This is a genomic window from Vibrio sp. SCSIO 43097 (genome assembly GCF_023650755.1).
GTDB lineage: Bacteria > Pseudomonadota > Gammaproteobacteria > Enterobacterales > Vibrionaceae > Vibrio > Vibrio alginolyticus.
This window is the reverse complement of sequence record NZ_CP071840.1, coordinates 3003068-3027984: the sequence shown is the minus strand read 5'-3', so window position 1 is coordinate 3027984 and position 24917 is coordinate 3003068. Positions and strand designations below refer to the sequence as shown.

The 24917-nt window shown below is 45.9% G+C and carries 21 protein-coding genes; 11 read left to right on the top strand and 10 right to left on the bottom strand.

Going from position 1 to position 24917, the window contains the following annotated elements; genetic code table 11:
• Positions 1-15: 15 nt before the first annotated feature.
• From rpoD to rpsU, 4 genes are all read right to left on the bottom strand, one after another.
• Entirely contained in the window at positions 16-1878 is a 1863-nt protein-coding gene (gene rpoD, locus J4N40_RS14560) for an RNA polymerase sigma factor RpoD (RefSeq protein ID WP_005395986.1), read from the bottom strand.
• 99 nt (positions 1879-1977) lie between these two features.
• Positions 1978-3744 (bottom strand): DNA primase, encoded by a 1767-nt coding sequence (gene dnaG / locus J4N40_RS14555; RefSeq protein WP_005379719.1) that lies wholly within the window; start codon positions 3742-3744, stop codon positions 1978-1980.
• A 149-nt stretch (positions 3745-3893) separates the two neighbouring features.
• Complete coding sequence (locus J4N40_RS14550; protein ID WP_005379720.1) at positions 3894-4337, bottom strand: GatB/YqeY domain-containing protein; 444 nt, start codon at positions 4335-4337, stop codon at positions 3894-3896.
• Positions 4338-4364: 27 nt separating this feature from the next.
• The gene (gene rpsU, locus J4N40_RS14545) at positions 4365-4580 is read right to left on the bottom strand and encodes a 30S ribosomal protein S21 (RefSeq protein ID WP_001145625.1); all 216 of its coding nucleotides are present in this window, start codon (positions 4578-4580) and stop codon (positions 4365-4367) included.
• 230 nt (positions 4581-4810) lie between these two features.
• On the opposite strand from rpsU, the gene tsaD reads away from it, so the two are divergent.
• Both tsaD and J4N40_RS14535 read left to right on the top strand, forming a co-directional pair.
• The gene (gene tsaD, locus J4N40_RS14540) at positions 4811-5827 is read left to right on the top strand and encodes a tRNA (adenosine(37)-N6)-threonylcarbamoyltransferase complex transferase subunit TsaD (RefSeq protein ID WP_005379854.1); all 1017 of its coding nucleotides are present in this window, start codon (positions 4811-4813) and stop codon (positions 5825-5827) included.
• Positions 5828-6003: 176 nt separating this feature from the next.
• Positions 6004-6819, top strand: coding sequence for an alpha/beta fold hydrolase (locus J4N40_RS14535; RefSeq protein WP_065274166.1), 816 nt, complete (start codon positions 6004-6006; stop codon positions 6817-6819).
• Between the two features lie 34 nt (positions 6820-6853).
• On the opposite strand, the gene plsY is transcribed toward J4N40_RS14535, so the two are convergent.
• Positions 6854-7465 carry a glycerol-3-phosphate 1-O-acyltransferase PlsY gene (gene plsY, locus J4N40_RS14530; protein WP_005379857.1) on the bottom strand — a complete coding sequence of 204 codons (612 nt, stop codon included), beginning with the start codon at positions 7463-7465 and terminating at the stop codon, positions 6854-6856.
• A 250-nt stretch (positions 7466-7715) separates the two neighbouring features.
• On the opposite strand from plsY, the gene folB reads away from it, so the two are divergent.
• From folB to J4N40_RS14515, 3 genes are read left to right on the top strand one after another with little or no spacing between them, the layout of a single operon-like run.
• Entirely contained in the window at positions 7716-8075 is a 360-nt protein-coding gene (gene folB / locus J4N40_RS14525; RefSeq protein WP_005387458.1) for a bifunctional dihydroneopterin aldolase/7,8-dihydroneopterin epimerase, read from the top strand.
• Positions 8072-8554, top strand: coding sequence for a 2-amino-4-hydroxy-6-hydroxymethyldihydropteridine diphosphokinase (gene folK, locus J4N40_RS14520; RefSeq protein WP_005387457.1), 483 nt, complete (start codon positions 8072-8074; stop codon positions 8552-8554). Before folB ends, folK begins: the two co-directional genes overlap by 4 nt.
• Positions 8555-8568: 14 nt before the next feature.
• Positions 8569-9372, top strand: coding sequence for an undecaprenyl-diphosphate phosphatase (locus J4N40_RS14515; protein WP_205461421.1), 804 nt, complete (start codon positions 8569-8571; stop codon positions 9370-9372).
• A 52-nt stretch (positions 9373-9424) separates the two neighbouring features.
• On the opposite strand, the gene J4N40_RS14510 is transcribed toward J4N40_RS14515, so the two are convergent.
• A complete protein-coding gene (locus J4N40_RS14510; protein WP_033906081.1) occupies positions 9425-10645 on the bottom strand; it encodes a multifunctional CCA addition/repair protein in 1221 nt (406 codons plus the stop codon).
• Between the two features lie 137 nt (positions 10646-10782).
• Between J4N40_RS14510 and J4N40_RS14505 the strand changes: the two genes are divergently transcribed.
• From J4N40_RS14505 to ggt, 3 genes are all read left to right on the top strand, one after another.
• Positions 10783-12399 (top strand): ExeA family protein, encoded by a 1617-nt coding sequence (locus J4N40_RS14505; protein WP_033906082.1) that lies wholly within the window; start codon positions 10783-10785, stop codon positions 12397-12399.
• A complete protein-coding gene (locus J4N40_RS14500; RefSeq protein WP_005379904.1) occupies positions 12399-13085 on the top strand; it encodes a general secretion pathway protein GspB in 687 nt (228 codons plus the stop codon). The genes J4N40_RS14505 and J4N40_RS14500 overlap by 1 nt, the downstream gene beginning before the upstream one ends.
• A 273-nt stretch (positions 13086-13358) precedes the next feature.
• Entirely contained in the window at positions 13359-15089 is a 1731-nt protein-coding gene (gene ggt / locus J4N40_RS14495; RefSeq protein WP_025768393.1) for a gamma-glutamyltransferase, read from the top strand.
• Between the two features lie 87 nt (positions 15090-15176).
• Here ggt and J4N40_RS14490 read toward each other — a convergent pair whose 3' ends face one another.
• The 3 genes from J4N40_RS14490 to J4N40_RS14480 all read right to left on the bottom strand — a co-directional run bounded on the left by J4N40_RS14490 (position 15177) and on the right by J4N40_RS14480 (position 18038).
• A complete protein-coding gene (locus J4N40_RS14490; protein ID WP_005379900.1) occupies positions 15177-15788 on the bottom strand; it encodes a TIGR04211 family SH3 domain-containing protein in 612 nt (203 codons plus the stop codon).
• Between the two features lie 178 nt (positions 15789-15966).
• Complete coding sequence (locus J4N40_RS14485) at positions 15967-17226, bottom strand: inorganic phosphate transporter (protein ID WP_005379898.1); 1260 nt, start codon at positions 17224-17226, stop codon at positions 15967-15969.
• A gap of 131 nt (positions 17227-17357) precedes the next feature.
• On the bottom strand, positions 17358-18038 hold the full coding sequence (locus tag J4N40_RS14480; RefSeq protein ID WP_005379896.1) for a TIGR00153 family protein: 681 nt from the start codon (positions 18036-18038) through the stop codon (positions 17358-17360).
• 212 nt (positions 18039-18250) lie between these two features.
• Between J4N40_RS14480 and J4N40_RS14475 the strand changes: the two genes are divergently transcribed.
• On the top strand, positions 18251-19783 hold the full coding sequence (locus tag J4N40_RS14475; RefSeq protein WP_005379894.1) for a CYTH and CHAD domain-containing protein: 1533 nt from the start codon (positions 18251-18253) through the stop codon (positions 19781-19783).
• Between the two features lie 41 nt (positions 19784-19824).
• On the opposite strand, the gene J4N40_RS14470 is transcribed toward J4N40_RS14475, so the two are convergent.
• Positions 19825-20598 carry a potassium channel family protein gene (locus tag J4N40_RS14470; protein WP_005387432.1) on the bottom strand — a complete coding sequence of 258 codons (774 nt, stop codon included), beginning with the start codon at positions 20596-20598 and terminating at the stop codon, positions 19825-19827.
• A 92-nt stretch (positions 20599-20690) separates the two neighbouring features.
• Here J4N40_RS14470 and J4N40_RS14465 point away from each other — a divergent pair, with 92 nt between their 5' ends.
• Positions 20691-21947: a methyl-accepting chemotaxis protein gene (locus J4N40_RS14465; RefSeq protein WP_005379890.1), complete on the top strand. Its 1257-nt coding sequence runs from the start codon at positions 20691-20693 to the stop codon at positions 21945-21947.
• A 113-nt stretch (positions 21948-22060) separates the two neighbouring features.
• Positions 22061-24904 carry a bifunctional [glutamate--ammonia ligase]-adenylyl-L-tyrosine phosphorylase/[glutamate--ammonia-ligase] adenylyltransferase gene (gene glnE / locus J4N40_RS14460; RefSeq protein WP_250654291.1) on the top strand — a complete coding sequence of 948 codons (2844 nt, stop codon included), beginning with the start codon at positions 22061-22063 and terminating at the stop codon, positions 24902-24904.
• Positions 24905-24917 lie beyond the last annotated feature (13 nt).

Genomic DNA, 24917 nt, shown 5'->3' with positions numbered 1-24917 from the left:
TTGTATGCGCTGCGATTATTCGTCTAGGAAGCTGCGCAGAGTCTCTGAGCGGCTTGGGTGACGAAGTTTACGTAGTGCTTTTGCTTCTATCTGACGGATACGCTCACGAGTAACGTCGAACTGTTTACCAACTTCTTCTAGAGTATGGTCAGTGTTCATGTCGATACCAAAGCGCATACGAAGTACTTTCGCTTCACGTGGCGTTAGACCTGCAAGCACGTCTTTTGTTGCCACCTTAAGGCTAGTTGCAGTTGCAGAATCTAGCGGAAGTTCTAGCGTTGTATCTTCGATAAAATCACCTAGATGCGAATCTTCGTCGTCACCGATTGGTGTCTCCATTGAGATAGGCTCTTTAGCGATTTTTAGAACTTTACGAATCTTGTCTTCTGGCATTTGCATGCGCTCTGCCAGTTCTTCCGGTAGTGGCTCGCGACCCATTTCTTGCAACATTTGACGAGAAATACGGTTTAGCTTGTTGATCGTTTCGATCATGTGTACCGGGATACGAATCGTACGTGCTTGGTCCGCGATTGAACGAGTGATTGCCTGACGGATCCACCACGTTGCGTAAGTCGAGAACTTGTAACCACGACGATATTCGAACTTATCTACCGCTTTCATCAGACCGATGTTACCTTCCTGGATCAGATCCAAGAACTGTAGGCCACGGTTGGTGTATTTCTTCGCGATGGAAATTACAAGACGCAAGTTCGCTTCAACCATCTCTTTCTTCGCACGGCGAGCTTTTGCTTCACCGATAGACATACGACGGCTGATGTCTTTAATGTTCTGTACGTTTAGAGAAGTCTCTTCTTCAATCATTTTTAGCTTAGCGATTGAACGACGGATTTCTTCTTCGTTACGTTTGATCTTTTCAGCGTATGGCTTGTCTGAAGCAAGAACTTCATCCAACCAAGCTTCACTTGATTCATTACCAGTGAACAGCGCGATGAATGATTTCTTCGGCATTTTGCCGTATTCAACCACAGACTTCATGATTAGACGCTCTTGAGTACGAACGCGATCCATAGCAGTACGCAGTTCATTCACTAGGTGATCAAACTGTTTAGGCGTTAGACGAAACTCGCGGAATACGTCTAGCATCATTTCATTAGCAACGGTTGCTTTCGGGCTGTTATAGCCGTACTCGTTGATTGCTAATTGAAGATTTTGATAGGTGCTGCGTAGTTGGTTGAATTTCTCTAGCGCTAATTCTGGATCGATACCTACATCTTCTTCAGAATCATCTGAATCGTCATCGCTATCTTCGTCGTCATCAACGTCTTCATCGTCTTCTTCTTCTAACTGAGATTCAGTCAGTTCAGAACCGATGTGTGTTGCCGTTGGTGCAGCGGTGTCGTCAGCATCTGGATCTACAAAACCTGAAATTAGGTCTGTAAGACGTAGTTCTTCAGCTTGAACTTTGTCAAATTGCTCAAGAATGTACGGAATTGTGCCTGGGTATTCAGCAACAGACGATTGAACTTGGTTAATACCTTCTTCAATACGTTTTGCGATGTCGATTTCGCCTTCGCGAGTTAGAAGTTCGACAGTACCCATCTCACGCATGTACATACGTACTGGGTCTGTTGTACGACCAATCTCACTCTCTACGCTAGAAAGTGCAGCGGCTGCAGCTTCGGCTGCATCTTCATCGGTAATATTTGTGTCATCGTTCAGTGCTAAATCATCAGCATCAGGAGCAGTTTCTACTACCTTAATGCCCATGTCGTTGATCATCTGAATGATGTCTTCTACCTGTTCTGAATCTACGATTTCAGCAGGTAGGTGGTCATTTACTTCGGCGTAGGTCAGATAGCCTTGTTCCTTGCCTTTAATAACAAGTGACTTTAGCTGTGACTGCGGATTGTGATCCATAGACGGTATCCAACTTCGTAATCTGGTGAAGGAATCAGTATGCGAAATGCAAACCACTTACTATAACAAATTAAATCGTTGCTGACTAATTAAACAGGGTTACGCTTTTAAATCTAGCATAAGTGCTAGCAGCTCCCTTTTCTCTTCGGCTGATAAACCGACACTTCTTGCTTTGGCCTGCAGGTTTTCAATTTGTTTTTCTACGCACTGGGCAATAATTTTATCCAGTGAGTCTAAAAAGATTTCTTCTTGGTTGTCCTCATCGAGTGGAATGTCCCAACTCGCGAGACGAGACAGAAGGGTCTCATTTTGGCTGTTTCGCCAATGCTCTAATAATTGGCCTGTGTTGATATGGGGATGCGCTTGGCATTTATCAAGTACATCAACAAATAAACTTAGACCAGGAATGGGCAAATCTCTAACGCTAGTTAGATCTGGCACCATACTTACGTATTGTGGGTTTTGAATCAGTAACGCGATCACTTCTCGCATCGGCGTTCGCTTGATTTCTTTATGAGGTTGAGGCCTTTTATCCTCTTTACCTTGTTTTGAAATTAGCTGCTGTAGTTGGCGCTCATCAACCAAACCCAAACGGCGGCCAAGCAATTCTCTCAAGTATAGTCTTAAAGTGCCGCCAGGGACTTTATCAATGAGAGGAACCGCAAGAGTACTCAGTTTTGCCATGCCTTCTTTCGTGCTCATATCGACCTGCTGAGTCAATGAGCTGAACATGAATTCAGACAAGGGCATCGCATTAGACACTTGCTGCTCAAATGCTTGTTTTCCGTTTTGTCGGATATAAGAATCGGGATCTTCTCCATCCGGCAAAAACATGAATTTTAACTGGCGACCATCCGTTAGGTAAGGCAATGCATTTTCCATGGCACGCCACGCGGCTTCACGGCCTGCGCGGTCACCGTCATAACAACACACGACGGTGCTTGTTTGCCTGAATAACACTTGCAAGTGATCGCCCGTTGTCGAGGTTCCCAATGAGGCAACGGAATAATCTACGCCATATTGAGCAAGCGCGACAACATCCATATAGCCTTCAACCACTAAAATTTGTGGTGGCTCACGGTACGCTTGTAGTACTTCATAAAGGCCATACAACTCTTTACCTTTATGAAATATCGGGGTTTCGGGTGAGTTGAGATACTTTGGTGTCCCATCACCTAATACTCGACCACCAAAGCCTATTACTCGGCCGCGTCTGTCTCGAATAGGAAACATCACTCGACCACGGAATCGGTCGTAGCGGTTGCCTTTATCGTTTTCAATCAACATGCCGCCTGTGACGAGCATGTCTTGGTTTTCTTTATTCTGGCCAAAGTTCTTACGAACTAAATCCCATTCATCAGCCACATAGCCGATGCCAAACTTCTGGACGATTTCACCAGACAGGCCGCGATCTTTTAGATACTCAATCGCCACCTTACTTGCTGGCTGTTTGAGTTGGTTACGATAAAATTGAGCAATGCTGCCCATTAAGTCGTATAGGTTACGTTTTTCACTGCTGCTTGCTTGTGGGCCTGATTGAAACGAACCATTACCGCCGCTACGTTGTTCGCGAGGAACATCTAAACCCAAGTATGAAGCGAGTTCTTCAATGGCTTCGACGAATTCTAGTCGGTCGAATTCCATCAAAAAATCGATGGCATTTCCATGCGCGCCACAACCAAAACAATGGTAGAACTGCTTTTCTTGACTGACACTGAATGAGGGTGTCTTTTCGTTGTGGAACGGGCAGCATGCGCCGTAGTTTTTGCCTTTTTTCTTAAGTTTCACACGTGCGTCGATGATATCGACAATATCAAGTCGAGCTAGAAGGTCATCGATAAAACTGCGAGGGATGTGTCCAGCCATAAAACCTAACAAAAAAAGAAGATGATGAGTGGAGTGAATGCCTTAAAAGAATGAGCGTATTGCCCATTGATTTCATTCCATCCATCCAGATACAAACAAGCCGTGCGCTCCAAAGGATAGCACGGCTTGCTGCAATTGGGTGGGGTACCTTAAGCCAATTTAGCGCGAACTAAACCGCTTACTTTACCCATATCTGCACGCCCTTGAATTTGCGGTTTCAGAACGCCCATTACTTTGCCCATGTCTTGCATGCCAGCTGCGCCAGATTCAGCAATCGCGTTCTCGATGAGAGCCGCTACTTCTTCGTCTGTCAGTGGTTGAGGCATAAAGTCCTCAAGAACAGTAATTTCTGCTTGTTCCGCATCAGCAAGATCTTGACGACCCGCTGCTTCAAACTGCGCTACAGAGTCGCGACGTTGTTTAACCATCTTGGTCAATACTGCAAGAATGTCGTCATCGTTCAGAGTAATCTGTTCGTCAACTTCACGTTGCTTGATTGCTGATAGGGCTAAACGAATAGTACCAAGGCGCAATTTGTCCTTGGCTTTCATCGCTAATTTTTGCTCTTCTTTGAGTTGATCAATCAGAGCCATAACTAAATTCCTTTTGGAGCTCAGTTATTAGTACAGGCGAACGCGACGAGCGTTTTCGCGAGCTAGCTTCTTAGCGTGACGCTTTTGAGCTGCTGCTTTAGCGCGTTTGCGAACTGTAGTTGGTTTTTCGTAGTGCTCACGACGACGCACTTCAGAAAGGATACCTGCTTTTTCGCAAGAGCGCTTAAAACGACGTAGAGCAACGTCGAACGGTTCGTTTTCACGTACTTTAACTACTGGCATATGCCTTTCACCTCAGGGGTTATTCGTTAACGCTGGTATTCAACAGACCAAATCACAATTGTTAGGTCTCTTACCAGCTTGATCAAAAATGGTGCGGAATTTTAATCCGATCACAACTACTTTGTAAAGCCTTTTGTCGATTATTGTCTGTACAAAATTTGTTTGCAGCACCAAGGCGAGGTAATATGACGCCCAAATTTCCTCTATACAGAAAGCATACTGAGAAAACCATGCGCATTATTGGTATTGAAACCTCTTGTGACGAGACTGGCATCGCAATTTATGACGATGAAAACGGTCTCTTGTCACACAAGCTATACAGCCAAGTAAAACTGCACGCAGATTACGGCGGTGTGGTGCCTGAGTTGGCTTCACGTGACCACGTAAAGAAAACCATTCCTCTTATTAAAGAGGCACTAAAAGAAGCGAACTTAACTTCAAAAGACATCGATGGTGTCGCGTATACCGCGGGGCCTGGTCTTGTTGGGGCGCTATTAGTGGGTGCGACTATCGGTCGCAGTATTGCTTATGCTTGGGGAGTGCCAGCGGTACCTGTTCATCATATGGAAGGTCACCTATTGGCCCCAATGTTGGAAGATAACCCTCCACCGTTCCCGTTTGTGGCGGTATTAGTATCGGGCGGCCACTCTATGATGGTGGAAGTGAGAGGCATCGGTGAGTACAAAATTCTAGGTGAGTCGATTGATGATGCGGCGGGCGAAGCGTTTGATAAAACAGCGAAGCTAATGGGTTTGGATTACCCAGGAGGTCCACTATTATCTAAACTGGCGGAAAAAGGTACACCGGGCCGCTTTAAGTTCCCACGCCCAATGACGAATGTGCCAGGTTTGGACATGAGTTTCTCTGGTCTAAAAACCTTTACGGCTAACACGATTGCTGCAAACGGTGATGACGAGCAAACCCGCGCGGACATCGCATTGGCATTTGAAGAGGCTGTGTGTGCTACGTTGGCTATTAAATGTAAGCGCGCGCTTGAGCAAACAGGCATGAAACGCATTGTTATTGCTGGTGGTGTGAGTGCTAACCGTCGTTTGCGAGCTGAGTTAGAGAAGTTAGCGAAGAAAGTTGGCGGCGAAGTTTACTACCCACGTACTGAGTTCTGTACAGATAACGGTGCGATGATCGCTTACGCAGGCATGCAGCGCTTGAAGAATGGCGAAGTGGCTGACATGTCAGTAGAGGCTCGTCCACGCTGGCCAATTGATCAACTAACACCTGTCGCTTAGTCAAATTTATGCGGTAGGTTTGAAACCGGTTCTGTGTAATAAAGGTCTCTGCTCCTCAGAGGCCTTTATTTTTAATTATTCAATGAACCGCCTCGTTTTACATTCTGACTGATGCGAGCAGTTCGCTATTGTTTCAGTGCTAGGATGACGTGGAAGAATAAGAAATGGATATAACAATGAATAAGTTTGAAATTGAAGGTCAGCAACTTGCTTATCTAGATAAAGGTGAGGGCCCTGTGCTTCTATTTGGTCATAGTTACCTTTGGGATAGCCAAATGTGGGCGCCGCAAGTTGAGGTTTTAAGCCAGTCATTCCGTTGTATTGTGCCAGATCTTTGGGCACATGGTGAATCGGACGCTGCACCTGCATCGACACAGTCATTGGCCGACTATGCACAACATATGTTGGCATTGATGGATCATTTAGATATCGAAGAGTTCTCGATAGTGGGCTTATCTGTTGGCGGCATGTGGGGAGCAGAGCTAACGGCTCAAGCGCCGCAACGTGTTAAGTCACTGGTATTGATGGATACCTTCATTGGCTGGGAGCCAGAAGTTACGTATAAGAAGTATTTTGCAATGCTTGATACCATCAGCCAAGTCCAAGCAGTGCCTGCGCCAATTATTGAAGCCGTTGTGCCGCTGTTCTTTGCCAACAACGTCAATCAGGATAATCCTAAACTTGTCGCTTCATTCAAACGCAGTTTAGAAGACCTGAATGGTGAGCGTGCGGTGGAAGTCGCTCGCATAGGGCGCATGGTGTTTGGTCGCCGTGATGTGATTGAGGATTCGGAAAAATTTGCTCTGCCGACGTTAATTGCAGTGGGCTGTGAAGATAAACCACGTCCAGTTTTTGAATCTTATTTAATGAAAGACTGTATCACAGGCAGTGAGTTGGTGGAGATTCCCCAAGCTGGACACATCAGTTGTTTAGAGCAACCTGAGTTCGTCAACCAGATGTTGTTGAACTTCCTGAATCGAGTTCATGCATAACCAATACATCCTTCTTTAAACGAAAAACTCGGCATTAAGCCGAGTTTTTTTGTGTCAGTTTTTTCTCGCCGATTTTTGGCTCGTCGCCAGACAAAAGCCGACGAATATTTTGATGATGCTTAAATACGATTAAGCAGCACAGCATAGCAACAGGTAACGTGTATTGCGGTTTAAACATCCAAGTATAAAACGGAGTGACCAAAACCGTGACGAGAGCCGCTAAGGATGAATAGCGGAATAGCGCGGCTACTGACAGCCAAGTTAACATTACCAATCCTGTTAAGTCCAAACCAATCGGAGCGATAGCGCCAAGCGCGGTTGCGACACCTTTTCCGCCTTTAAAGTGGAAAAAGATGGGGTACATGTGGCCAAGACAGGCAGCAATGGCGATGACGCCAAGAATGATAGGGTCGATACCAAGAAAGTATCCGCCCCACACGGGGATAGTGCCTTTGAGCATATCGCACAACAAGACTGAAACAGCGGCTCCTCGTCCGCCAATACGCAATACGTTCGTTGCTCCAGGATTGTTAGATCCCACACTGCGTGGGTCTGGCAGTTTTAAGAGTCGACAGATCAAAACCGCACTGGAAACCGAACCTAATAAATAGGCGGCCATTGTCATTATCAGTGCCAGTGCGTCCATAGAAGTCCTTGATGGATTGGAATTTAATGCTCGGTTCCCGCGTAGTTGCTATCATACCCCGAATTTACATAATGCAGAAATCCTCACTGTGATAGAGCTTGCATTATGTGATTTCTTGTATATAAAGATGCTTTCGCAGTTTATACCTAAGTAACATTGTGATGACCAAAGTAAATGTTACTTAGGTATAGAATACTACGATCAAATTACCCCTCACGGGTATCCGACCTCTGTAATAGAAGGACATAAGATGGCTCTGGATAAAGTTTTTATTGAACAGTTAGAAGTTATCACCACCATTGGCGTGTACGACTGGGAACAACAAATCAAACAAAAGTTGGTTCTAGATATTGAAATGGCGCACGATAATAAGCCTGCGGGCAAAAGTGATGATGTGCAAGATGCACTGGATTATTCGCAGGTGAGTGAGGCGGTACTTAACCACATTGAAAATGGTCGTTTCTTATTGGTCGAGCGCGTGGCTGAAGAAGTAGCAGAGCTTATCATGCAGCGTTTCTCTGTGCCTTGGGTGAAAATCCGCCTAGCGAAGCCTGGCGCCGTGCCGCAAGCACGTGCTGTTGGTGTGGTGATTGAGCGAGGCCGAGCATGATCACCACTTATATCGGTGTTGGGACGAACGTAGAAAGAGAGCAACATGTGCTTGCTGCGTATCAGGAGCTGCAACGGCTTGGAGAAAATCTCCTCGTATCACCGATATATGAATGCGAACCTATTGGTTTTAGCAGCAAGAATTTCTACAACTTTGTCGTTGCAATGCGTACCGAGTTGTCATTAGAAGAGTTGAGCCATCAACTACGCGAGATTGAATTTAAGTGGGGACGCGAAGAAAACGCGCAAAAGTATCAGGATCGAACACTGGATCTCGATATAGTGTTGTTCGGTGAGCGCGTCTCCAAGAAAAAACCTGAGCTACCTCGCAGTGATATCTACAAATATCCTTTTGTCACAAAGCCGCTGTATGATCTCGAACCGCAATTAGTGATCCCAGGCGATGGACGCACAGTCGCAGACATTTGGCATGCTATGCAGCCAGTCGATTCGCTCAAACCCGTTTCCTTTCATTTTTAATTTGAGTTGTTTACATGAGTTATTTTGAAGCCTTTATTTTGGCTCTGATTCAGGGGCTGACAGAGTTTTTGCCTATCTCAAGCTCTGCCCATTTGATCCTGCCTTCCGCTATTTTAGGATGGGAAGATCAAGGTCTGGCCTTTGATGTTGCTGTTCACGTCGGTACATTAATGGCTGTCGTGATCTATTTTCGTCATGAAGTAATCACTTTGTTTCAAGCGTTATTTGCTTCGATCTTTAAAGGAGATCGCAGTAAAGAAGCTAAATTGGCTTGGATGATCGTGATTGCGACGATTCCAGCTTGTGTGTTCGGCTTATTGATGAAAGACATCATTGAAGTGTATCTACGTAGCGCTTACGTTATCGCGACTACTACGATCGTATTTGGCCTGTTGCTATGGTGGGTAGACAAAAACGCTAAACTCGTTGCCGATGAATACCAAACGGGTTGGAAGAAAGCTGTATTTATCGGTATTGCTCAAGCCTTAGCGATGATTCCTGGAACTTCACGTTCAGGGGCGACCATCACAGCAGCGCTTTACCTTGGCTTTACTCGAGAAGCGGCTGCGCGCTTTTCATTTTTAATGTCGATCCCAATCATTACATTAGCTGGTAGCTACTTAGTCATGAAGTTAGTGACCAGTGGTGAACCTGTCCATGTTGGTTTCTTAATGACTGGCATTATCACATCGTTTATCAGTGCGTACATCTGTATCCACTTCTTCTTGAAGATGATTTCACGCATGGGCATGACACCGTTTGTGATTTACCGTCTGATTTTGGGCATCGGTTTGTTCGCTTTTCTATTAAGTTCATAATTGATGTTAACGAAAAACGCCCGTGAAATCCGCGGGCGTTTTTGTTTGTTCGTTACTTCTTAAGTGCTGCTTTCACTGCTTCAATACGTCGTTTTTCTTGCTCGTCACGAATCGCAGGGCCTTTAAAGCCCTCTTTGATTATGATTTGAACGTCAACTGCCGCTGCTGCTTGGTAGGCTTGCCTAAAAATATCCGCCTGTGGATATGGTTGCGTTTCCAGTCCTTTACGACCAGCGTGATCCGCTTGGCAGCAAAGCAAGATATCTTGCAGACGTTCGGACTTACGCCACACATCGAGCTTATTGAGTATTTTAATTATGGTTTGTGGTTTAAGTTCAGCCGCGCGATGAATATTGGAGTGCTGTTCGCACACCATCAAGGCTAAATCACGAAACTCATTTGGTACCCGGACACGTTCGCACAGCTTTTTGATCAGTTTTAATCCTGTATGGCAATGCATTTTGTGGCTTGGCCATTCGCTCTCTGGCGTCACGCCCTTACCCAAGTCATGCACTTGGGCGGCAAACCTGACGGGGAGTGAGTTACTCAATTTTGCGGCTTGCTCTGCCACCATCAAAGTATGGATGCCAGTATCGATTTCTGGATGCCACTTCTCAGGTTGAGGTACGCCAAATAGTGCATCAATTTCAGGTAACACCACGGTTAATGCACCACAGTCTCGTAGAACCGATAAGAAAATATCAGGGCGAGGAGTAGAGAGAGATTTATGCCATTCTTGCCAAACACGCTCGGGAGTCAGTGTGCTCAGCTCTCCGGACTCTGCCATGTGACGCATTAACCGCATGGTTTCGTCGGCAACCGTAAAGTTTAGATCAGCAAGCTTCGCTGCGAAGCGAGCGACACGTAAAACGCGTAGAGGGTCTTCAATAAAGGCGTCTGATACATGGCGTAGCAGTTTATCGTTGAGATCTTGCTGGCCACCATATGGGTCATGGATCGTGCCATCACTCTCCATTGCCATCGCGTTAATGGTTAAATCACGACGTATCAAATCTTCTTCTAAGGTGACGTTTTGATCGAAGAAACATTCAAAACCAGTGTAACCAGAACCTGACTTTCTCTCTGTTCGTGCAAGGGCATATTCTTCTTTACTTTTGGGATGCAGAAATACAGGAAAGTCTTTACCAACGGCGGTGTATCCTTGGGACAGCATCATCTCGGGCGTCGAGCCTACGACCACCCAGTCGTTGTCATAACTATCAATTCCGAGCAATTTATCTCGAACTGCGCCACCTACTAAATAAACTTGCACGAATTACCTCTTAATTTATGGATATGCCGTTGGACATTGTAGCAAGCAATGGTACTTTTCTTTACTCCTAAGAATAGAAGAAGAGCGTTTATACCATGTCTGACTATTCCCAGGTGGTTTTTTAGCTGGAGAGCCTAATGTATAAGGACTTTTTTGGGTTTGTCGAACAACCATTTTCGATTGTTCCAAACTCACGTTATTTGTATTTAAGCCAACGTCACAAAGAGGCAATCACACATCTCCAAGCTGGGCTAGGCGATGGCGGTGGCTTTGCTATGCTTACTGGCGAAGTAGGTACAGGCAAAACGACCGTCGCAAAAGCGATGCTGGCGAATTTGGGTGATAACACCAAAGCGGGTCTTATTCTCAATCCCACGTTTTCGAGTAGAGACTTGCTCGAAGCCATTTGCGATGAGTTCAAAATCACCTATCCGCCAGATGCAAACCTCAAACAGCTAAACCAGGTTATCCATCAATATTTGCTGCGTAATTATCGTTCAGGCTGGCAGACATTGCTGGTCATTGATGAGGCTCAACACCTTGCTGCCGACGTTCTAGAGCAGTTGCGCTTGTTGACCAACTTGGAAACCGATACCAGAAAATTGCTCAAAGTGTTGTTGGTCGGGCAGCCTGAATTGCAGCGGTTATTACAAACAACACAACTACGCCAACTTGCCCAGCGTATTACCGGGCGTTATCACCTGTTGCCGTTGGATGAAAAAGAGACAGAAGATTACATCGCATTTCGACTACATACAGCAGGTGGCGACCAGCAACTGTTTAATCGTGCTTCTTGTAAACTTATAGCCAAATACAGTCACGGTATACCGCGGCTCATCAACCTTATCTGTGACAAATCCCTCAACATTAGTTATCACCAGGGTAATGTGGTGGTGGATAAGCAAACCGTTCAGCAGGCCTGTGAAGAGGTGATGCAGTTTCAGGCAGATATTTATCAGCAAGATAAAAAAGAGCGCCGGACTTTCCGTTGGCCTGCTTGGGGCTCTGTCACGGTAGGCCTTATTGCTGCATTAAGTACGGGGTGGGCGGTCGTGAATTATATGCCAGCTCAAGCGACGTCAGTGTTGACACAAGTGACGGAGCCAAGAGTAGAGCCAACACCAACCGTCGTCAGCCAACAGTTAACTGATGAGCAGCGTGATTTATTGTTAACACAAAAACAGTCGAACCTCGCTGTAAATGATTTGTATCGTTTGTGGGGATATCAAGCATCGGTTCGCGATAATCTTTGTTTGTCAGAACCGCAGTCGACTATGCGTTGTGAGCGTAAAATGGCGACTTGGCCGCTGTTGATGCAACAAAATCGCCCTGTGATCTTGGAGTTGAATTATCAAGGTGATGTTGGGTATGTCATTCTATATGCCGTCGGTAATGATCAAGCTGAAGTGCTCAATGGTAAGCAGCGTCTCCGTCTGCCAGTTTCGTGGCTAAAGCCGTTGTGGCAGGGCAATATTATCGAACTGTGGCATGCTCCGCTGAATGAAACATTACGTTTAGACATGGAAGGCCCTGCGATTGAAGTATTAGACCGATTATTAGCAGAAGCGGTGAGTGAGCCACTGCTTGAAACGTCTATTTTTGATGGTGCGATGAAAGAGCGAGTCGAATTATTTCAACGTTGGCAAGGAATTGGTGTCGATGGTATTGCAGGTAAGCGAACGCTAGACCGACTTCAGCAAAATGTTCAGCCAGATGCGCCTCAACTGGCGAGAATAGAAAAGGAGGACGCATAATGTCAGCTGTGAAACATATAGGTCTGTTCTTGCTGCCAATCACTGCTTCTGCTATTGGAGTCGCTTGGTACTTAGATCTCTTTGCACCGAGTGTTGAAGTAGATACAACGTCCCCGATAGAAAAGGTCGAAGTGGTATCACCTTTCAAAGTATTAGACTATCCAGAGAACACCCAGTTGGCCCAATTGCCAAGAGAGTGGCCAAGTGCAGAGCTATCGCGTGATTTTGGTACATTTACCACCCCCGATGAATACACGAGCCATACACCAAGCAGAGATGAAACACGCGACTCAGCATCAACCCAAACGACTTCTGCTGCTGAAGAGGACCTCGGGTTGTCTTTGGATGATCTGGATTTATCCTCATTATCTCCTGATTTAGCTAGGAAGGTCGAAAATGCCTTATCCCGAGATGATGACAATTCGTCATCACAAACGGCACGCGTGAACGATTTAGAGCGCAACGCTCACCAGTGGCAAGGGCGTCTACCTGCGCTTAATTTGCAAACCCATATGTACGCTAGTGATGAAAATCGCCGTTGGGTGAAAATTAACAATGTTGAGTATCATCAGGGGGATGTCGTTGATGATCAGGTCACTCTAAGAGAAATACAACCGCAAGCTGTGATTGTTGAGTTCCAAGGGGAGCAAATTCGTATACCAGCGTTGTATGAGTGGAAAGGGTAACTCTTGTAGAAACACATCAAGCCAGCGAAATCACATCACTGGCTTTTTATTTTTCAGAGCATCTTTTGCATCTATTCTGGTGATGATTTTTAGATACCCAAACAAGCAAAATATAGCTTTTCTCAGTCGTTTAAATAGCACCAATATCATTCATCTATTGATAGCGCGATTCCAGTCAGCGTTGTGTAAAAAGACACCATCTTCACGAACTTCGGAGTAATGACTTGGTCCACGTTAGACCCCATCACATAATAGGAGTCTAAACAGAGACACATGCGTATTCTGATTTTTTCTTTAAGCATTGTTGCATCGACAAGCTATGCAGCAAAGCCAGACCCATTCCCAGTTACACCAGATAGTCGCGGGCAAGATTTCATGGTCAGTGCGACGAATCCTTACGTGAGCAGTACCGGTTACTCAATATTGAAAGAAGGCGGTAACGCTGTTGATGCTATGGTTGCGATGCAGATGGTGATGTCTGTCGTTGAGCCAGATATGACCGGAATTGGCGGCGGGACTTTCGCGCTGTTTTATCAACATGACGAGAAAAAATTTCTGGCCCTTGATGGTCGAGATGAAGCACCCTCTAGCGCGAACCCTGAAATGTTTGTTGAGAATGGGGAAGTACTCAGTCGCAACGAAATATTAGGCCCTCGTTCTGTTGCGGTTCCGGGCACGTTGCGGTTGCTTTACACCACTCATGAACAATACGGCAAGTTGCCATGGGCAGAGCTGATTAAGCCGGCGATTACATTGGCGAGCAATGGGTACGCGATGAACAGCTACACCTACGACATCGTAGTAAGAGAGCAAAGCCGACTTGAGCAAGATCCGGAAGTGAAAGCCTTGTATTGGCAAGGGGACGATATTAAGCCGACGGGAACCTTGATGAAGAACCCTAAGATGGCTGAGACGCTGAGGAAGATCGCGCAACAAGGCGATCGTTACCTTTATGGTGGTGAGCTTGGTCAGCACATCGTAGAGACGGTTAATAGTCGTATTGATGACCAACACGAGAAGTTGTCTTTAGAAGATTTTAAACATTACCAAGTGAAGCAGCGTGACATCATTGAGAGCGACTACCGTGGGAATAAAATCGTCTCTTTTGGTTACCCAGCTTCGGGCGGTGTGATGGTCGCTCAGAGTCTTGAACTGCTCGCACCCTATGACATTGCCCATATGGCGAAAACGGATGTGGAACCTTGGCGTCTCATGACTGAAGCGATGCGAATTGCAAAAGCCGATCGTATTGCGTATGCCGGAGATCCGGATTATGTGGAAACGCCAGTTGAACAGTTGTTGTCTAAAGCCTATCTAGATCAGAGACGTGATTTAATCCCTGATAATGGCACTTTAAAAGAGGATCCAAAAGCAGGACAGATAACGCAAACTCAGTATGCGCAATATCAAGGCTTCGAGAGCAAAGATACAGGGCATATTTCTATCGTCGATAGAGATGGAAATGCAATTGCGATGACCAGCACGGTAGGAACGGGTATGGGCTCGGGTGTGATGGTCGATGGCGTTATCTTGAATGCGCAGATGGCTAACTTCTCACCTCAGCCAACGGTTAACGGCAAGCCTACGCAAAACTCAATTGAAGCGGGCAAGCGTCCACGTTCGGCTATTACGCCATTAATGGTGATGGACAGTGATGATAACTTGCGTTTGGTGGTTGGGTCACCAGGTAGTTCACAAATCCCGGGGTATGTACTCAAAACCGTGGTTGGGGTGCTGGATTGGAATTTATCAGCGCAAGAGGCTATTGACTTACCAAACATCCAGTATGGCACTAAGATAGACCGCACCAAGTCTTATGACCCGACTGGTTTGCTGGTGGAAAAGAAAACGTTCGCAGAAATGTTGGTGCCTGAGTTTATGGAGCTTGGCTACCCAGTGCACGTTATTCCAGTGGTAAGCGGTTTGAATGCAATTGAGCTAAAAGATGGCAAGCTTTATGGCGCAACGGATCGTCGTCGAGCCTCTAGTTCAATGGGGGAGTAATACTCACTTCTGTCAAACGAAGCAAACTAAAAAGCCAGTCGATATCGACTGGCTTTTGCGTTCTTTTTAAAGATAAAAGCGTGAGGTTTATGCCCAACCCGCAGGAGAGCGCTTTCTACGAGGCATGACATGCGGAAGAATCAAACCAAATAGTAAACCTAAACCTGCGACACCGCCGCCATAAGTGAAGTACTTAAGCAGCATGTCATCTTTTTGTGTATCCAGTTTTGCGCGTAGCTCGCGGTTTTCTGTTTCAACAGAAGTAAGCTGATCGCTGATCTCAGAGTATTTATTTTCTAGATCTGAAATTTGTTGGTTACGTGTTTCGAGAGAGGTAACAAGACCGGCTTTCTCTGCATCAGAAGTTTGACGAGCATTAGCAAGCTGCTCTTTTACTTCGGCTAGCTCTTTCTCAATGCGAGGAAGGCGAATTGCCATGCTCTCTTGGTTTGTCACAAACTTGCTTTGTACCCAACCAGTGCGACCACGGTCATCACGAACTTGCGTATAGCCAGTATCTCGGTTGGTTTTAATCAGTTGTACTTTAGAACCGGCGTTAACACTACCAATAATACGGTAGGTGTTATTTGGACCTGAGTGCATAAAAGTGAAGAGGTCATCAGAAATATAACGGTCTGCTGCTAGGGCCGCTGGCGCTGCTAGCAAAGTAAACAAAACCGTGATGATTAGTTTTTTCACAGTAAATCCCTTAACGATTTTTCTTGGAGACAGCGTTGGCACCGAATGATTGGAGCCGGAAATAGACGAATAGTATGCAGTTTCAAACCTCGGTGCAACAAAGAAGGGAGGCAAAGCCTCCCTTTCTGTGCGTTTGAGTCAATAATGACAAAGCGCTTACATTCTATTGACGAGTGTCTTAAGCGAACATCGCTTGAAGTCCGTAGAAGAATACTACGGCCAATAACGCACCCGCTGGTAGTGTAACGATCCATGATGCCACGATGTTACGAACTACGCCTAGGTTCAGTGCTGCGATACCACGAGCAAAGCCAACACCGAGAACCGCACCAACCAATGTTTGAGTGGTTGAAATTGGCAGGCCTGTACCAGACGCTAGAACTACCGTACATGCTGTTGCTAGCTGTGCTGCAAAACCGCGGCTAGGCGTTAGCTCAGTGATGCCTGTACCAACGGTTGCCATTACTTTGTGACCCAGTGTTGCAAGACCGACCACGATACCAATACCACCAAGAGGTAGAATCCACCAAGCGATGGTGCTTTTCGTGCTGATTTCGCCCATGTGTTCAACAGTCGATACGACAGCAGACAGTGGACCAATGGCGTTTGCAACGTCGTTTGAACCGTGTGCAAATGCCATCGCACAAGCGGTGATAACCATCAGAACGCTGAAGATACCTTCCACGCCAGAAAAGCTGCGGTCTTCTTCGCGATTAGCGAATTTTTTCTGGATGTATACGTAGCCGCCAATCATCACAAGTGCTGAAACTGCTGCTGCCCACATCCAGGCTTCACCATTGGTCAGGTGAAGACCAACGTGTTTTAGACCTTTTTTGATGGTTACAAGTGCAATCACCATTGTTGTGATGAACATGTAAACAGGTACAAAACGTTTTGCGTTAAACAGAGGGTTCTCAGTATCAAAAATCAGGCGCTGTGCGCTGACAAAGATAACGTAAGCAAAGAAACCTGAAATCACTGGCGTAATAATCCAGCTACCAACAATGCCTTGAACGCTGCCCCAGTCAACCGCTTCAGTACCTACTGATACGCATGCAAAACCAATGATTGCACCGATGATTGAGTGAGTCGTTGATACTGGCCAGCCCATGTAAGAAGCAAGAAGCAGCCATGTACCTGCTGCTAAAAGCGCAGACATCATGCCGTAGACAAGAACATCTGGTTGACTAGCAAATAAAGAAGTTTCGATTACACCTTTACGGATAGTGTCGGTTACTTCACCGCCTGCAAGGTAAGCACCTGCAAATTCGAAGATCATCGCAATGATGATAGCTTGTTTTACAGTTAGCGCTTTTGAACCTACAGATGTACCCATCGCATTAGCAACGTCGTTCGCGCCAATACCAATCGCCATCATGAAACCAAAAATCGCTGCAACAATAATCAGGACAGTGCCGTAGTTCGCAAGGATATCCATCGTAATACCTAGTTGTTTTATAACAAGCGGAACAAAATTTTACGCGCGCCAAACCATAAGACGATGAAAATAGTCATCGTCCCTATGACACGTGTTAATTATGCTCTTCGTTATGTCGTTAACTTTATGTTTTAAGATCGAGATAGCATGACTTCCAAACGAGCACCTACGCGCTGCGCTTGGTCGGCAATACCACCTACCCATTCAAGAATCTTGTATAGGAACATGACATCGATAGGGTTCATGTCAGCTTCAATCACCATCAACTGTTGGCGAAGTTCAATCTGCATGGCATCGGTATCATCTTCGATAACGTCTAATTGATGAATCATTTCAGCGACGAGCGTCACTTCACGGCCTTTGAAGCCGGTTTCTAGCAATTCATCAAGTTCATTGATTACCTTTTGCGCCTGATCGGCAGCATCAAGACAACGTTGAACGTAAGCGAGGAAGTTTGGTTGGAGAGCCTCAGGGATGACAAGTTGACGACCATATACACGGCCAGCAATGTCTTTTGCCAGGTTTGCAAGTTTGTCCTGTTGAGTCAAAAGCTCAAGCATGTCAGTACGGTCGACTGGCATGAACAAACCGCGAGGCAGTTTTAGACGGATTTCACGTTTCAGCACATCCGCTTCTTTCTCTAGGTGAGAAATTTGTGCACGGATTTCTGCTGCTTTTTCCCAATCACCCTTTGAAGATACTTCAAAGAATTTCACCAAGTGTGAACAACATTCGTTGACACACACAACGTGGCGTTGCAAAGGCTTAATTGGGGACTTTGCAAATAACCCCATAATTGTATTTACTGGCATGGTCATTCAACCTAATAACTATAACCTTAAAAAAACATACACCATTTCTGAGTGCTTGGCGAAATGTTGAACGATGGCTATAAAGGCGCGCATGGTAACGCATTAAATCGCTCATTAAAACTGTTTTAGATCATCATTCCGGCGATATTTCTCTCTTGCCGTGTGAGAAATTACGCAATATCCTGTTTCTATCTGCTTTGAAAGGTATAGCTATGGAAACCGAAATAGAACTGAAGTTTTTTGTTTCTCCTGAATTTTCAGAAACTTTAAAAGAAAAAATTTCTGAGACAAAAGTACTTCAGCATAGTTGTCGTGACTTGGGTAACACCTATTTTGATACTGCCGATAAATGGCTTCGAAAGCACGACATTGGTTTAAGAATTCGCCGTTTTGATGATGTATTCGTCCAAACCGTAAAGACAGCAGGACGCGTCGTCGCAGGCTTACATCAAAGACCAGAATACAATGCTGAGCACACTAGCGACGAGCCTAATCTGTCGCTTCATCCTCTAGATATTTGGCCTCCAGGTAAAGATGCAGAAACGCTGCAATCCGAGCTTATGCCATTATTCTCGACCAACTTCACACGTGAACAATGGCTGATTGGCATGCCCGATGGCAGTCAGATTGAAGTTGCTTTTGACCAAGGCTTAGTTGTAGCCAAAGGTGAAGACGAAGAAGAGAAGCAAGAGCCAATTTGCGAAGTTGAACTGGAACTTAAGTCTGGCCAAACCGAAGCTTTATTCACACTGGCACGCAGCTTTTGCGAGCAAGGTGGTATGCGCTTGGGTAACTTGAGCAAAGCGGCGAAAGGTTATCGACTTGCAAGCGGTTATGCGGGTGATGAAGTAAAATCATTGGCACTTGTGGACAGTAGTCCGACGGATACCGTTGAATTTTGCTTGATCAACTCTTTAGAGCACGCTTTGTCTCATTGGCATTATCACGAGCAAATTTATGCTGAGCGTGACAGCGTGGAAGCACTGCGTGAAATCAGTAATGCCATTCGTTTCATTCGTCAAACATTGACCATTTTTGGCGGGATTGTCCCTCGTCGCGCGAGCGCGATTCTGCGCCAAGAGCTTAAATGGTTGGAAGAAGAACTGAGTTGGTTGGATGAGCATGCACACCTTGAAGAGCTTTTAGATGACAAAGGCAATGTGCTGCGCAAGTTGGATGCACGTAAGTTCTTAGTATCTGAGTTGACTCAGCAGTTACAAGAGTTGCCAAGCCGTGAAGAAGTGCTAGGGTTGCTCAATTCCGCGCGTTACACAGGGTTACTGCTGGATCTAAGCCGCTGGATCTTAGCGCGCGGTTGGCAGCCATTTCTTGATGAAAAAGCACGTGAAAAAATGGCAAGTAATATCATGCCGTTTTCAGTTACTCAGCTCGATCGCACTTGGGCTGAGCTAATGGAAGCTTTCCCAGCAGAGCGCGATCTGACGGCGCAAGAGTACGTTGATCAGCGTTATCGCTTATTGCGTAACCTCTATACTGGTATTGGTTTCGCGAGTTTGTATAACTCGGATGAGCGTAACAGCTTCCGTTTACCATGGGCGGATCTAGTGCATGGTATCGATGATCTGCTAATGCTGAACCACTTGCTCCCGTTGGTTGATATGCTGGAAGACGCAGAAAAAGAGCAGTTAGAACGCTGGTTACACCGTCAAGAGCGCTCAATTTTGCATGCAATGGATCAAACCCGAGCGATCAGTGTGGAAGTTCAGCCTTATTGGCGTGAATGATCGTTCTGGTGATAAGAACAAAAAAATAGGACCGCATGGTCCTATTTTTTTGTCTCTGTTTTACGTTGTTGTAGCTCTTTTTCCATGAAATCGAGTCGTTCTAGTATTTGCGCTTGTTGGCTTAGGAGCTGCTCGAGCATACGTTCTTTATTGATTGAACTGTGCGTCTGTTGTTTCGTTGGGGCAGTAAGGATAGAGGTGATAAGACCCGAGATCATACCAAAGATACCCACCCCGCAAACAATGATGATGACAGCCAAAAACTTTCCTATGGAGGTCACTGGATAATGATCGCCGTAACCAACCGTTGAGATTGTTACAAATACCCACCACAAAGCATCGGCGCCAGTACGAATATTCGCTTCTGGGTTTTTCGCTTCGATAAACAGCATTGCACTAGAACCGAGTGTTATGAGGATAACCATCAATAGCAGTATAGAGGCGACCGTGGTTTCGCGGCGGTTTTCTTTGAGCTGATGCAAAATGAACTTTGACGAACGCAGTACTAATACCACTCGCATAATATGAAAAATACGAGCAAAGCGCAGGGGCTCTATCAATGGGATGCTCGCCACGAAATCTATCCAATGACGTTTAAGGAATAACCAGCGATCTGTGGACCGGATCAAATCAATGGTGAGCTGTAGTAGAAAAATACTACAGATTATGAAATCCAGACCGATAAGAACTTGACGGGTTTCGTGATCGATCGGGAAAAACAACAAGCCAGAGATCACAAATAGTGCCATAAAAGACAATATTAGTGACAACAGGCCCATCGGTCGTGTGCTGTCTTTGATATCATTGTTTTTCATACGAAGCTCAAAATAAATCGCGTAACCACGCAAAGCGCGAACATAACTATAAGTAATATAAAGACTATATAAGACTCGGTGGAGAACTGACAATGGAAAAGCTGGCATTTAAGCCATGGGAAAGGGTCATATCCGACATTCGACTGGTGCCTAAAATGGTCATGTTGATGGTCTTCAGTACTGTCCTGATCGTGGCAAAACAACTGTGGGACGCAAACACTTTTTACGACTCACTTTTAGCGGCGACACAAAACGCGCAAGTTGCCCAACAGCATTATGAAGCATACTTAACGCAAGTTGCTTGGCAAACCGCCTTATTGATAGTGGTTTTTGTCGTGCTCTTATTAGCGGCGGCTAGAGTGATGTTGCGTCAAACACAGTATCTGAGCGACGCGATCAAACTGATGGCGAGCAAGAATCTCTCTGTTCCATTTGGTATGGATTGTAAAGATGAATACGGAGACGTGGCACGTGAATTAGAAAAGACACGTCGACAATTGCACGATGTGATTCAAATGCAAATTAATGCGTCTGATGAATTATCAACGCTCACCGAAGTCATGACGCTGAGCATGTCGGAAACGAAGGAATCGGCGCAAGAAGAGTTTAACGAAATTGATCAACTTGCTACGGCGATGAGTGAAATGTCGTCGACGGTCCAAACGGTTGCGGAACATGCCCAGACGGCATCTTCTCTGACAGAGCAAGCTTCCGCACAAGCAATTTCTGGTCAGCAGTTCTTGCAAAGTACAATGGCGAAAATGAGTGAACTTTCGTCGGATATCGCTTCATCGGCACAAGCGGTTAACCAAGTTGAAGAACGTGTTGAAGCCATTGGTAGCGTTGTAGGGACGATTCAAGGCATTTCTGAGCAAACCAACCTGCTTGCACTGAATGCGGCGATTGAAGCGGCGCGAGCTGGCGAGGCTGGGCGGGGTTTTGCTGTGGTTGCAGATGAAGTTCGTAACCTTGCCCAACGTACACAACAAGCGACGGTAGAAATTCAAGAGATGATCGCACAGCTGCAAACCAGTGCTGAATCTGCGGTAGAACTCATGGAAAAAAGCGTTGTGGAAGCGGCAGATGGAAACGAGCTGGTTTCTAATGCTGGATCTGAGCTTGATGGTATTGTTGGGCAAGTGACGCAAATCAATGACATGAACTTCCAGATCGCGACGGCGTCTGGTCAGCAAAGCAGTGTTGCAGAAGAGATGAGCCAAAACCTCACCAATGTACGTGAGTTGGTGGAAGCCTCAGTTGTTGTCGTTACCGAGCTGCTAGAAACCTCTGAAATGATGCAAAATAATGCAGGTGAGCTAGACAAGAAGATCAAATCTTTCCAAGTTTAATATTCGATCCCGAACTTTTGATAAAACGCCCACAAACCTTTTGTGGGCGTTTTTATTTGCTTTCAGTCTGGTATAAAGAATGAGTTACCGTGCTTTTCAAACAAGGAAGAAAAATGCAGCTGCCTTCGCCACTGATTTCTATCGCTGAATCTGCCGTACAGAACGCCCAAGACGCAGGTTATTTTCCCCTTTGGCCCGATGAGGTTGCGCAGCAATTTCGTTATGTGGCGGGCTTAAGCCAATTTATAACCGAAGCCATTCATCGCGATGAAGTCCTAGCCCGTGAGTTGCCAAGTATGTTAGCGCAGCCAAGTCGTCAGGAGTCTTACCGCTCACGCCTTGCTGAACTGTTGGAACAATGTCCTGATGAGATGTCTGGTCATCGCGTGTTGCGTCAGTTTCGCAACCGAGAAATGGTGTACATTGCGTGGAAGGATTTCACGCATGCATGGTCTCTAGAGACGTCTTTAAGCCACTTATCTGAGTTGGCAGAAGCGATGATTTTTGAAACCTATCAATGGCAATATCAAGTGTGTTGTCAGGAGTGGGGCACGCCAACAAGTGAGGACGGTGAAGTGCAGCCGATGTTAGTTATCGGCATGGGGAAACTAGGTGGTGGCGAGTTAAACTTTTCTTCCGATATTGATCTAATTTTCACGTATCCAGAGAATGGCGAAACCCAAGGCGCACGCCGCAGCATTGCCAATGCCCAGTTCTTTACTCGTCTTGGTCAACGCATCATCAAAGCGCTCGACCAACAAACCTTCGATGGTTTTTGCTACCGCGTCGACATGCGACTTCGCCCATTTGGAGAAAGTGGCCCCTTGGTAATGAGCTATGCCGCACTTGAAGATTATTACCAAGAACAGGGGCGAGATTGGGAACGTTACGCGATGATCAAAGCTCGGGTGATGGGATGTGAGATGTACCCGCAGTATCAAGAGCTACGCCAAATGCTGCGCCCTTTTGTTTTTCGTCGTTATATTGATTTCAGTGCGATTCAATCTTTGCGACGAATGAAGTCGATGATCAGTAGCGAGGTTCGCCGCCGAGGTTTGAATAACAACATTAAGCTAGGTGCGGGTGGCATCCGAGAAATTGAATTTATCGCTCAAGTTTTTCAATTGATTCGAGGTGGTCGAGAGCCTTCTTTGCGTAATCGAGGGCTGTTGGAAACGCTGCAAGGCATTGAAGAGCTGGCATTGCTTACTCCACAAGAAGTCAGCGATCTAGAAGCCGCATACAAGTACTTGCGTCAATTAGAAAACTTGTTGCAAGCAATGGCGGATAAGCAAACCCAGACGCTGCCTGATTGCGAAACCGAACGCTTAAAGCTCGCCACTGCGATGAAAATGAGCTGTTGGGAGCAATTAATTGAGCAAACCCAGCAGCATATGGCAAATGTTCACCAAGTTTTTGAATCACTAATTGGTGATGATGAAGAAGACGAGGGGACTACTGTTGCTCGTCATTTTCATGAGCTATGGGATATGGCCGACAAACAAGACGTTCTTGAGCATATCTTGCAGCAGGATATTCAGATTGAAGACTTTGCTTCATGCGCGAAAACCATCATCAACTTTAAAACCGATCTGGCCAAAAAAACGTTAGGCCCACGTGGACGCGAAGTGCTCAATCGTTTGATGCCGAAAGTGTTTGATGCGGTCTTTGCCCATCCTGATGCACAGTTTGGTTTATCTCGTGTACTTCACTTGCTACACAACATCTGCACTCGCACAACTTACTTGGAATTATTGGATGAGCATCCAGCGGCTCTGGTGCAGCTCGTACGTTTGTGTACCGCAAGTCCAATGATTTCAGAGCAGCTGTCTCGTTATCCTATCTTGCTTGATGAGTTAATCGACCCTGCGCAGCTGTACAATCCCATTCCATTAGACAGTTACCGTACAGAGTTACGTGATTATTTGGCGCGTATTCCTGAAGATGATATGGAACAGCAAATGGAAGCGTTGCGTCAGTTTAAGCAAATTTGTATTTTGCGTATTGCAGCGGCAGATATTGCTGGCGCATTGCCAGTGATGAAAGTGAGTGACCATTTAACTTATTTAGCGGAAGCTATCGTGGATGCGGTGATCAGTCAGGCTTGGTTGCAAGTGTCTGAAAAGTACGGCGAGCCAACGCATGTGAAAGATCGTGAAGGCAAAGGCTTTGCTGTAATTGGTTATGGTAAAGTCGGAGGGTGGGAGCTCGGCTATAACTCCGATTTGGATATTGTCTTCATGCATGACTGCCCCGTCAATGTCTACACTGACGGCAAAAAAGAGATTGATGGTCGTCAGTTCTACCTTCGTTTAGCACAGCGTATCATTCATATTTTCTCCACTCGCACCGCTTCCGGTATTTTATACGAGGTCGATACCCGATTGCGTCCGTCCGGTGCATCGGGTTTGTTGGTTAGCCCAACAGACGCGTTCGACGACTACCAACATCAAGACGCGTGGACATGGGAACATCAAGCACTTGTCCGCGCGCGCATGATTTATGGTGATGAACTACTGGCAATTGCATTTCACAATACGCGGCATGATGTGTTGTGCAAAGCTCGCGATCAAGCTGAACTGAAAAAAGACGTTGTCGAAATGAGAGAAAAAATGCGCGGTCATCTTGGGGGGAAAAAGCCAGGCCGCTTTATGCTCAAGCAAGATGTGGGTGGGATTACCGATATCGAATTTCTCGCTCAGTACCTAGTGCTCAACTATAGTCACGATAAGCCGAAATTGACGCGTTGGTGTGATAATGTGCGCATCTTTGAAACGCTCATTGCGCAAGATGTTATGGACGAAGACCAAGCAATGCAGTTAATACGTGCTTACACGGCAATGCGCAACGAAATACACCGCCGAAATCTACTCAATTTAGACGCTGATGTGGTGGAAGATAAGTTTGTTGCCGAAAGGGAGTGGGTAAAACAGGCTTGGAATCAGTGGTTCAGTTAAGACCATATATTTA

Coding starts and splice junctions, on each gene's coding strand:
- J4N40_RS14475 (WP_005379894.1), top strand. CDS start 18,251: ATGGAAACCGAAATAGAACTGAAGTTTTTTGTTTCTCCTGAATTTTCA.
- rpoD (WP_005395986.1), bottom strand. CDS start 1,878: ATGGATCACAATCCGCAGTCACAGCTAAAGTCACTTGTTATTAAAGGC.
- plsY (WP_005379857.1), bottom strand. CDS start 7,465: ATGGACGCACTGGCACTGATAATGACAATGGCCGCCTATTTATTAGGT.
- rpsU (WP_001145625.1), bottom strand. CDS start 4,580: ATGCCAGTAGTTAAAGTACGTGAAAACGAACCGTTCGACGTTGCTCTA.
- J4N40_RS14480 (WP_005379896.1), bottom strand. CDS start 18,038: ATGCCAGTAAATACAATTATGGGGTTATTTGCAAAGTCCCCAATTAAG.
- J4N40_RS14465 (WP_005379890.1), top strand. CDS start 20,691: ATGGAAAAGCTGGCATTTAAGCCATGGGAAAGGGTCATATCCGACATT.
- J4N40_RS14515 (WP_205461421.1), top strand. CDS start 8,569: ATGAGTTATTTTGAAGCCTTTATTTTGGCTCTGATTCAGGGGCTGACA.
- tsaD (WP_005379854.1), top strand. CDS start 4,811: ATGCGCATTATTGGTATTGAAACCTCTTGTGACGAGACTGGCATCGCA.
- folB (WP_005387458.1), top strand. CDS start 7,716: ATGGCTCTGGATAAAGTTTTTATTGAACAGTTAGAAGTTATCACCACC.
- J4N40_RS14500 (WP_005379904.1), top strand. CDS start 12,399: ATGTCAGCTGTGAAACATATAGGTCTGTTCTTGCTGCCAATCACTGCT.
- J4N40_RS14535 (WP_065274166.1), top strand. CDS start 6,004: ATGAATAAGTTTGAAATTGAAGGTCAGCAACTTGCTTATCTAGATAAA.
- dnaG (WP_005379719.1), bottom strand. CDS start 3,744: ATGGCTGGACACATCCCTCGCAGTTTTATCGATGACCTTCTAGCTCGA.
- J4N40_RS14470 (WP_005387432.1), bottom strand. CDS start 20,598: ATGAAAAACAATGATATCAAAGACAGCACACGACCGATGGGCCTGTTG.
- J4N40_RS14550 (WP_005379720.1), bottom strand. CDS start 4,337: ATGGCTCTGATTGATCAACTCAAAGAAGAGCAAAAATTAGCGATGAAA.
- ggt (WP_025768393.1), top strand. CDS start 13,359: ATGCGTATTCTGATTTTTTCTTTAAGCATTGTTGCATCGACAAGCTAT.
- glnE (WP_250654291.1), top strand. CDS start 22,061: ATGCAGCTGCCTTCGCCACTGATTTCTATCGCTGAATCTGCCGTACAG.
- J4N40_RS14505 (WP_033906082.1), top strand. CDS start 10,783: ATGTATAAGGACTTTTTTGGGTTTGTCGAACAACCATTTTCGATTGTT.
- J4N40_RS14485 (WP_005379898.1), bottom strand. CDS start 17,226: ATGGATATCCTTGCGAACTACGGCACTGTCCTGATTATTGTTGCAGCG.
- folK (WP_005387457.1), top strand. CDS start 8,072: ATGATCACCACTTATATCGGTGTTGGGACGAACGTAGAAAGAGAGCAA.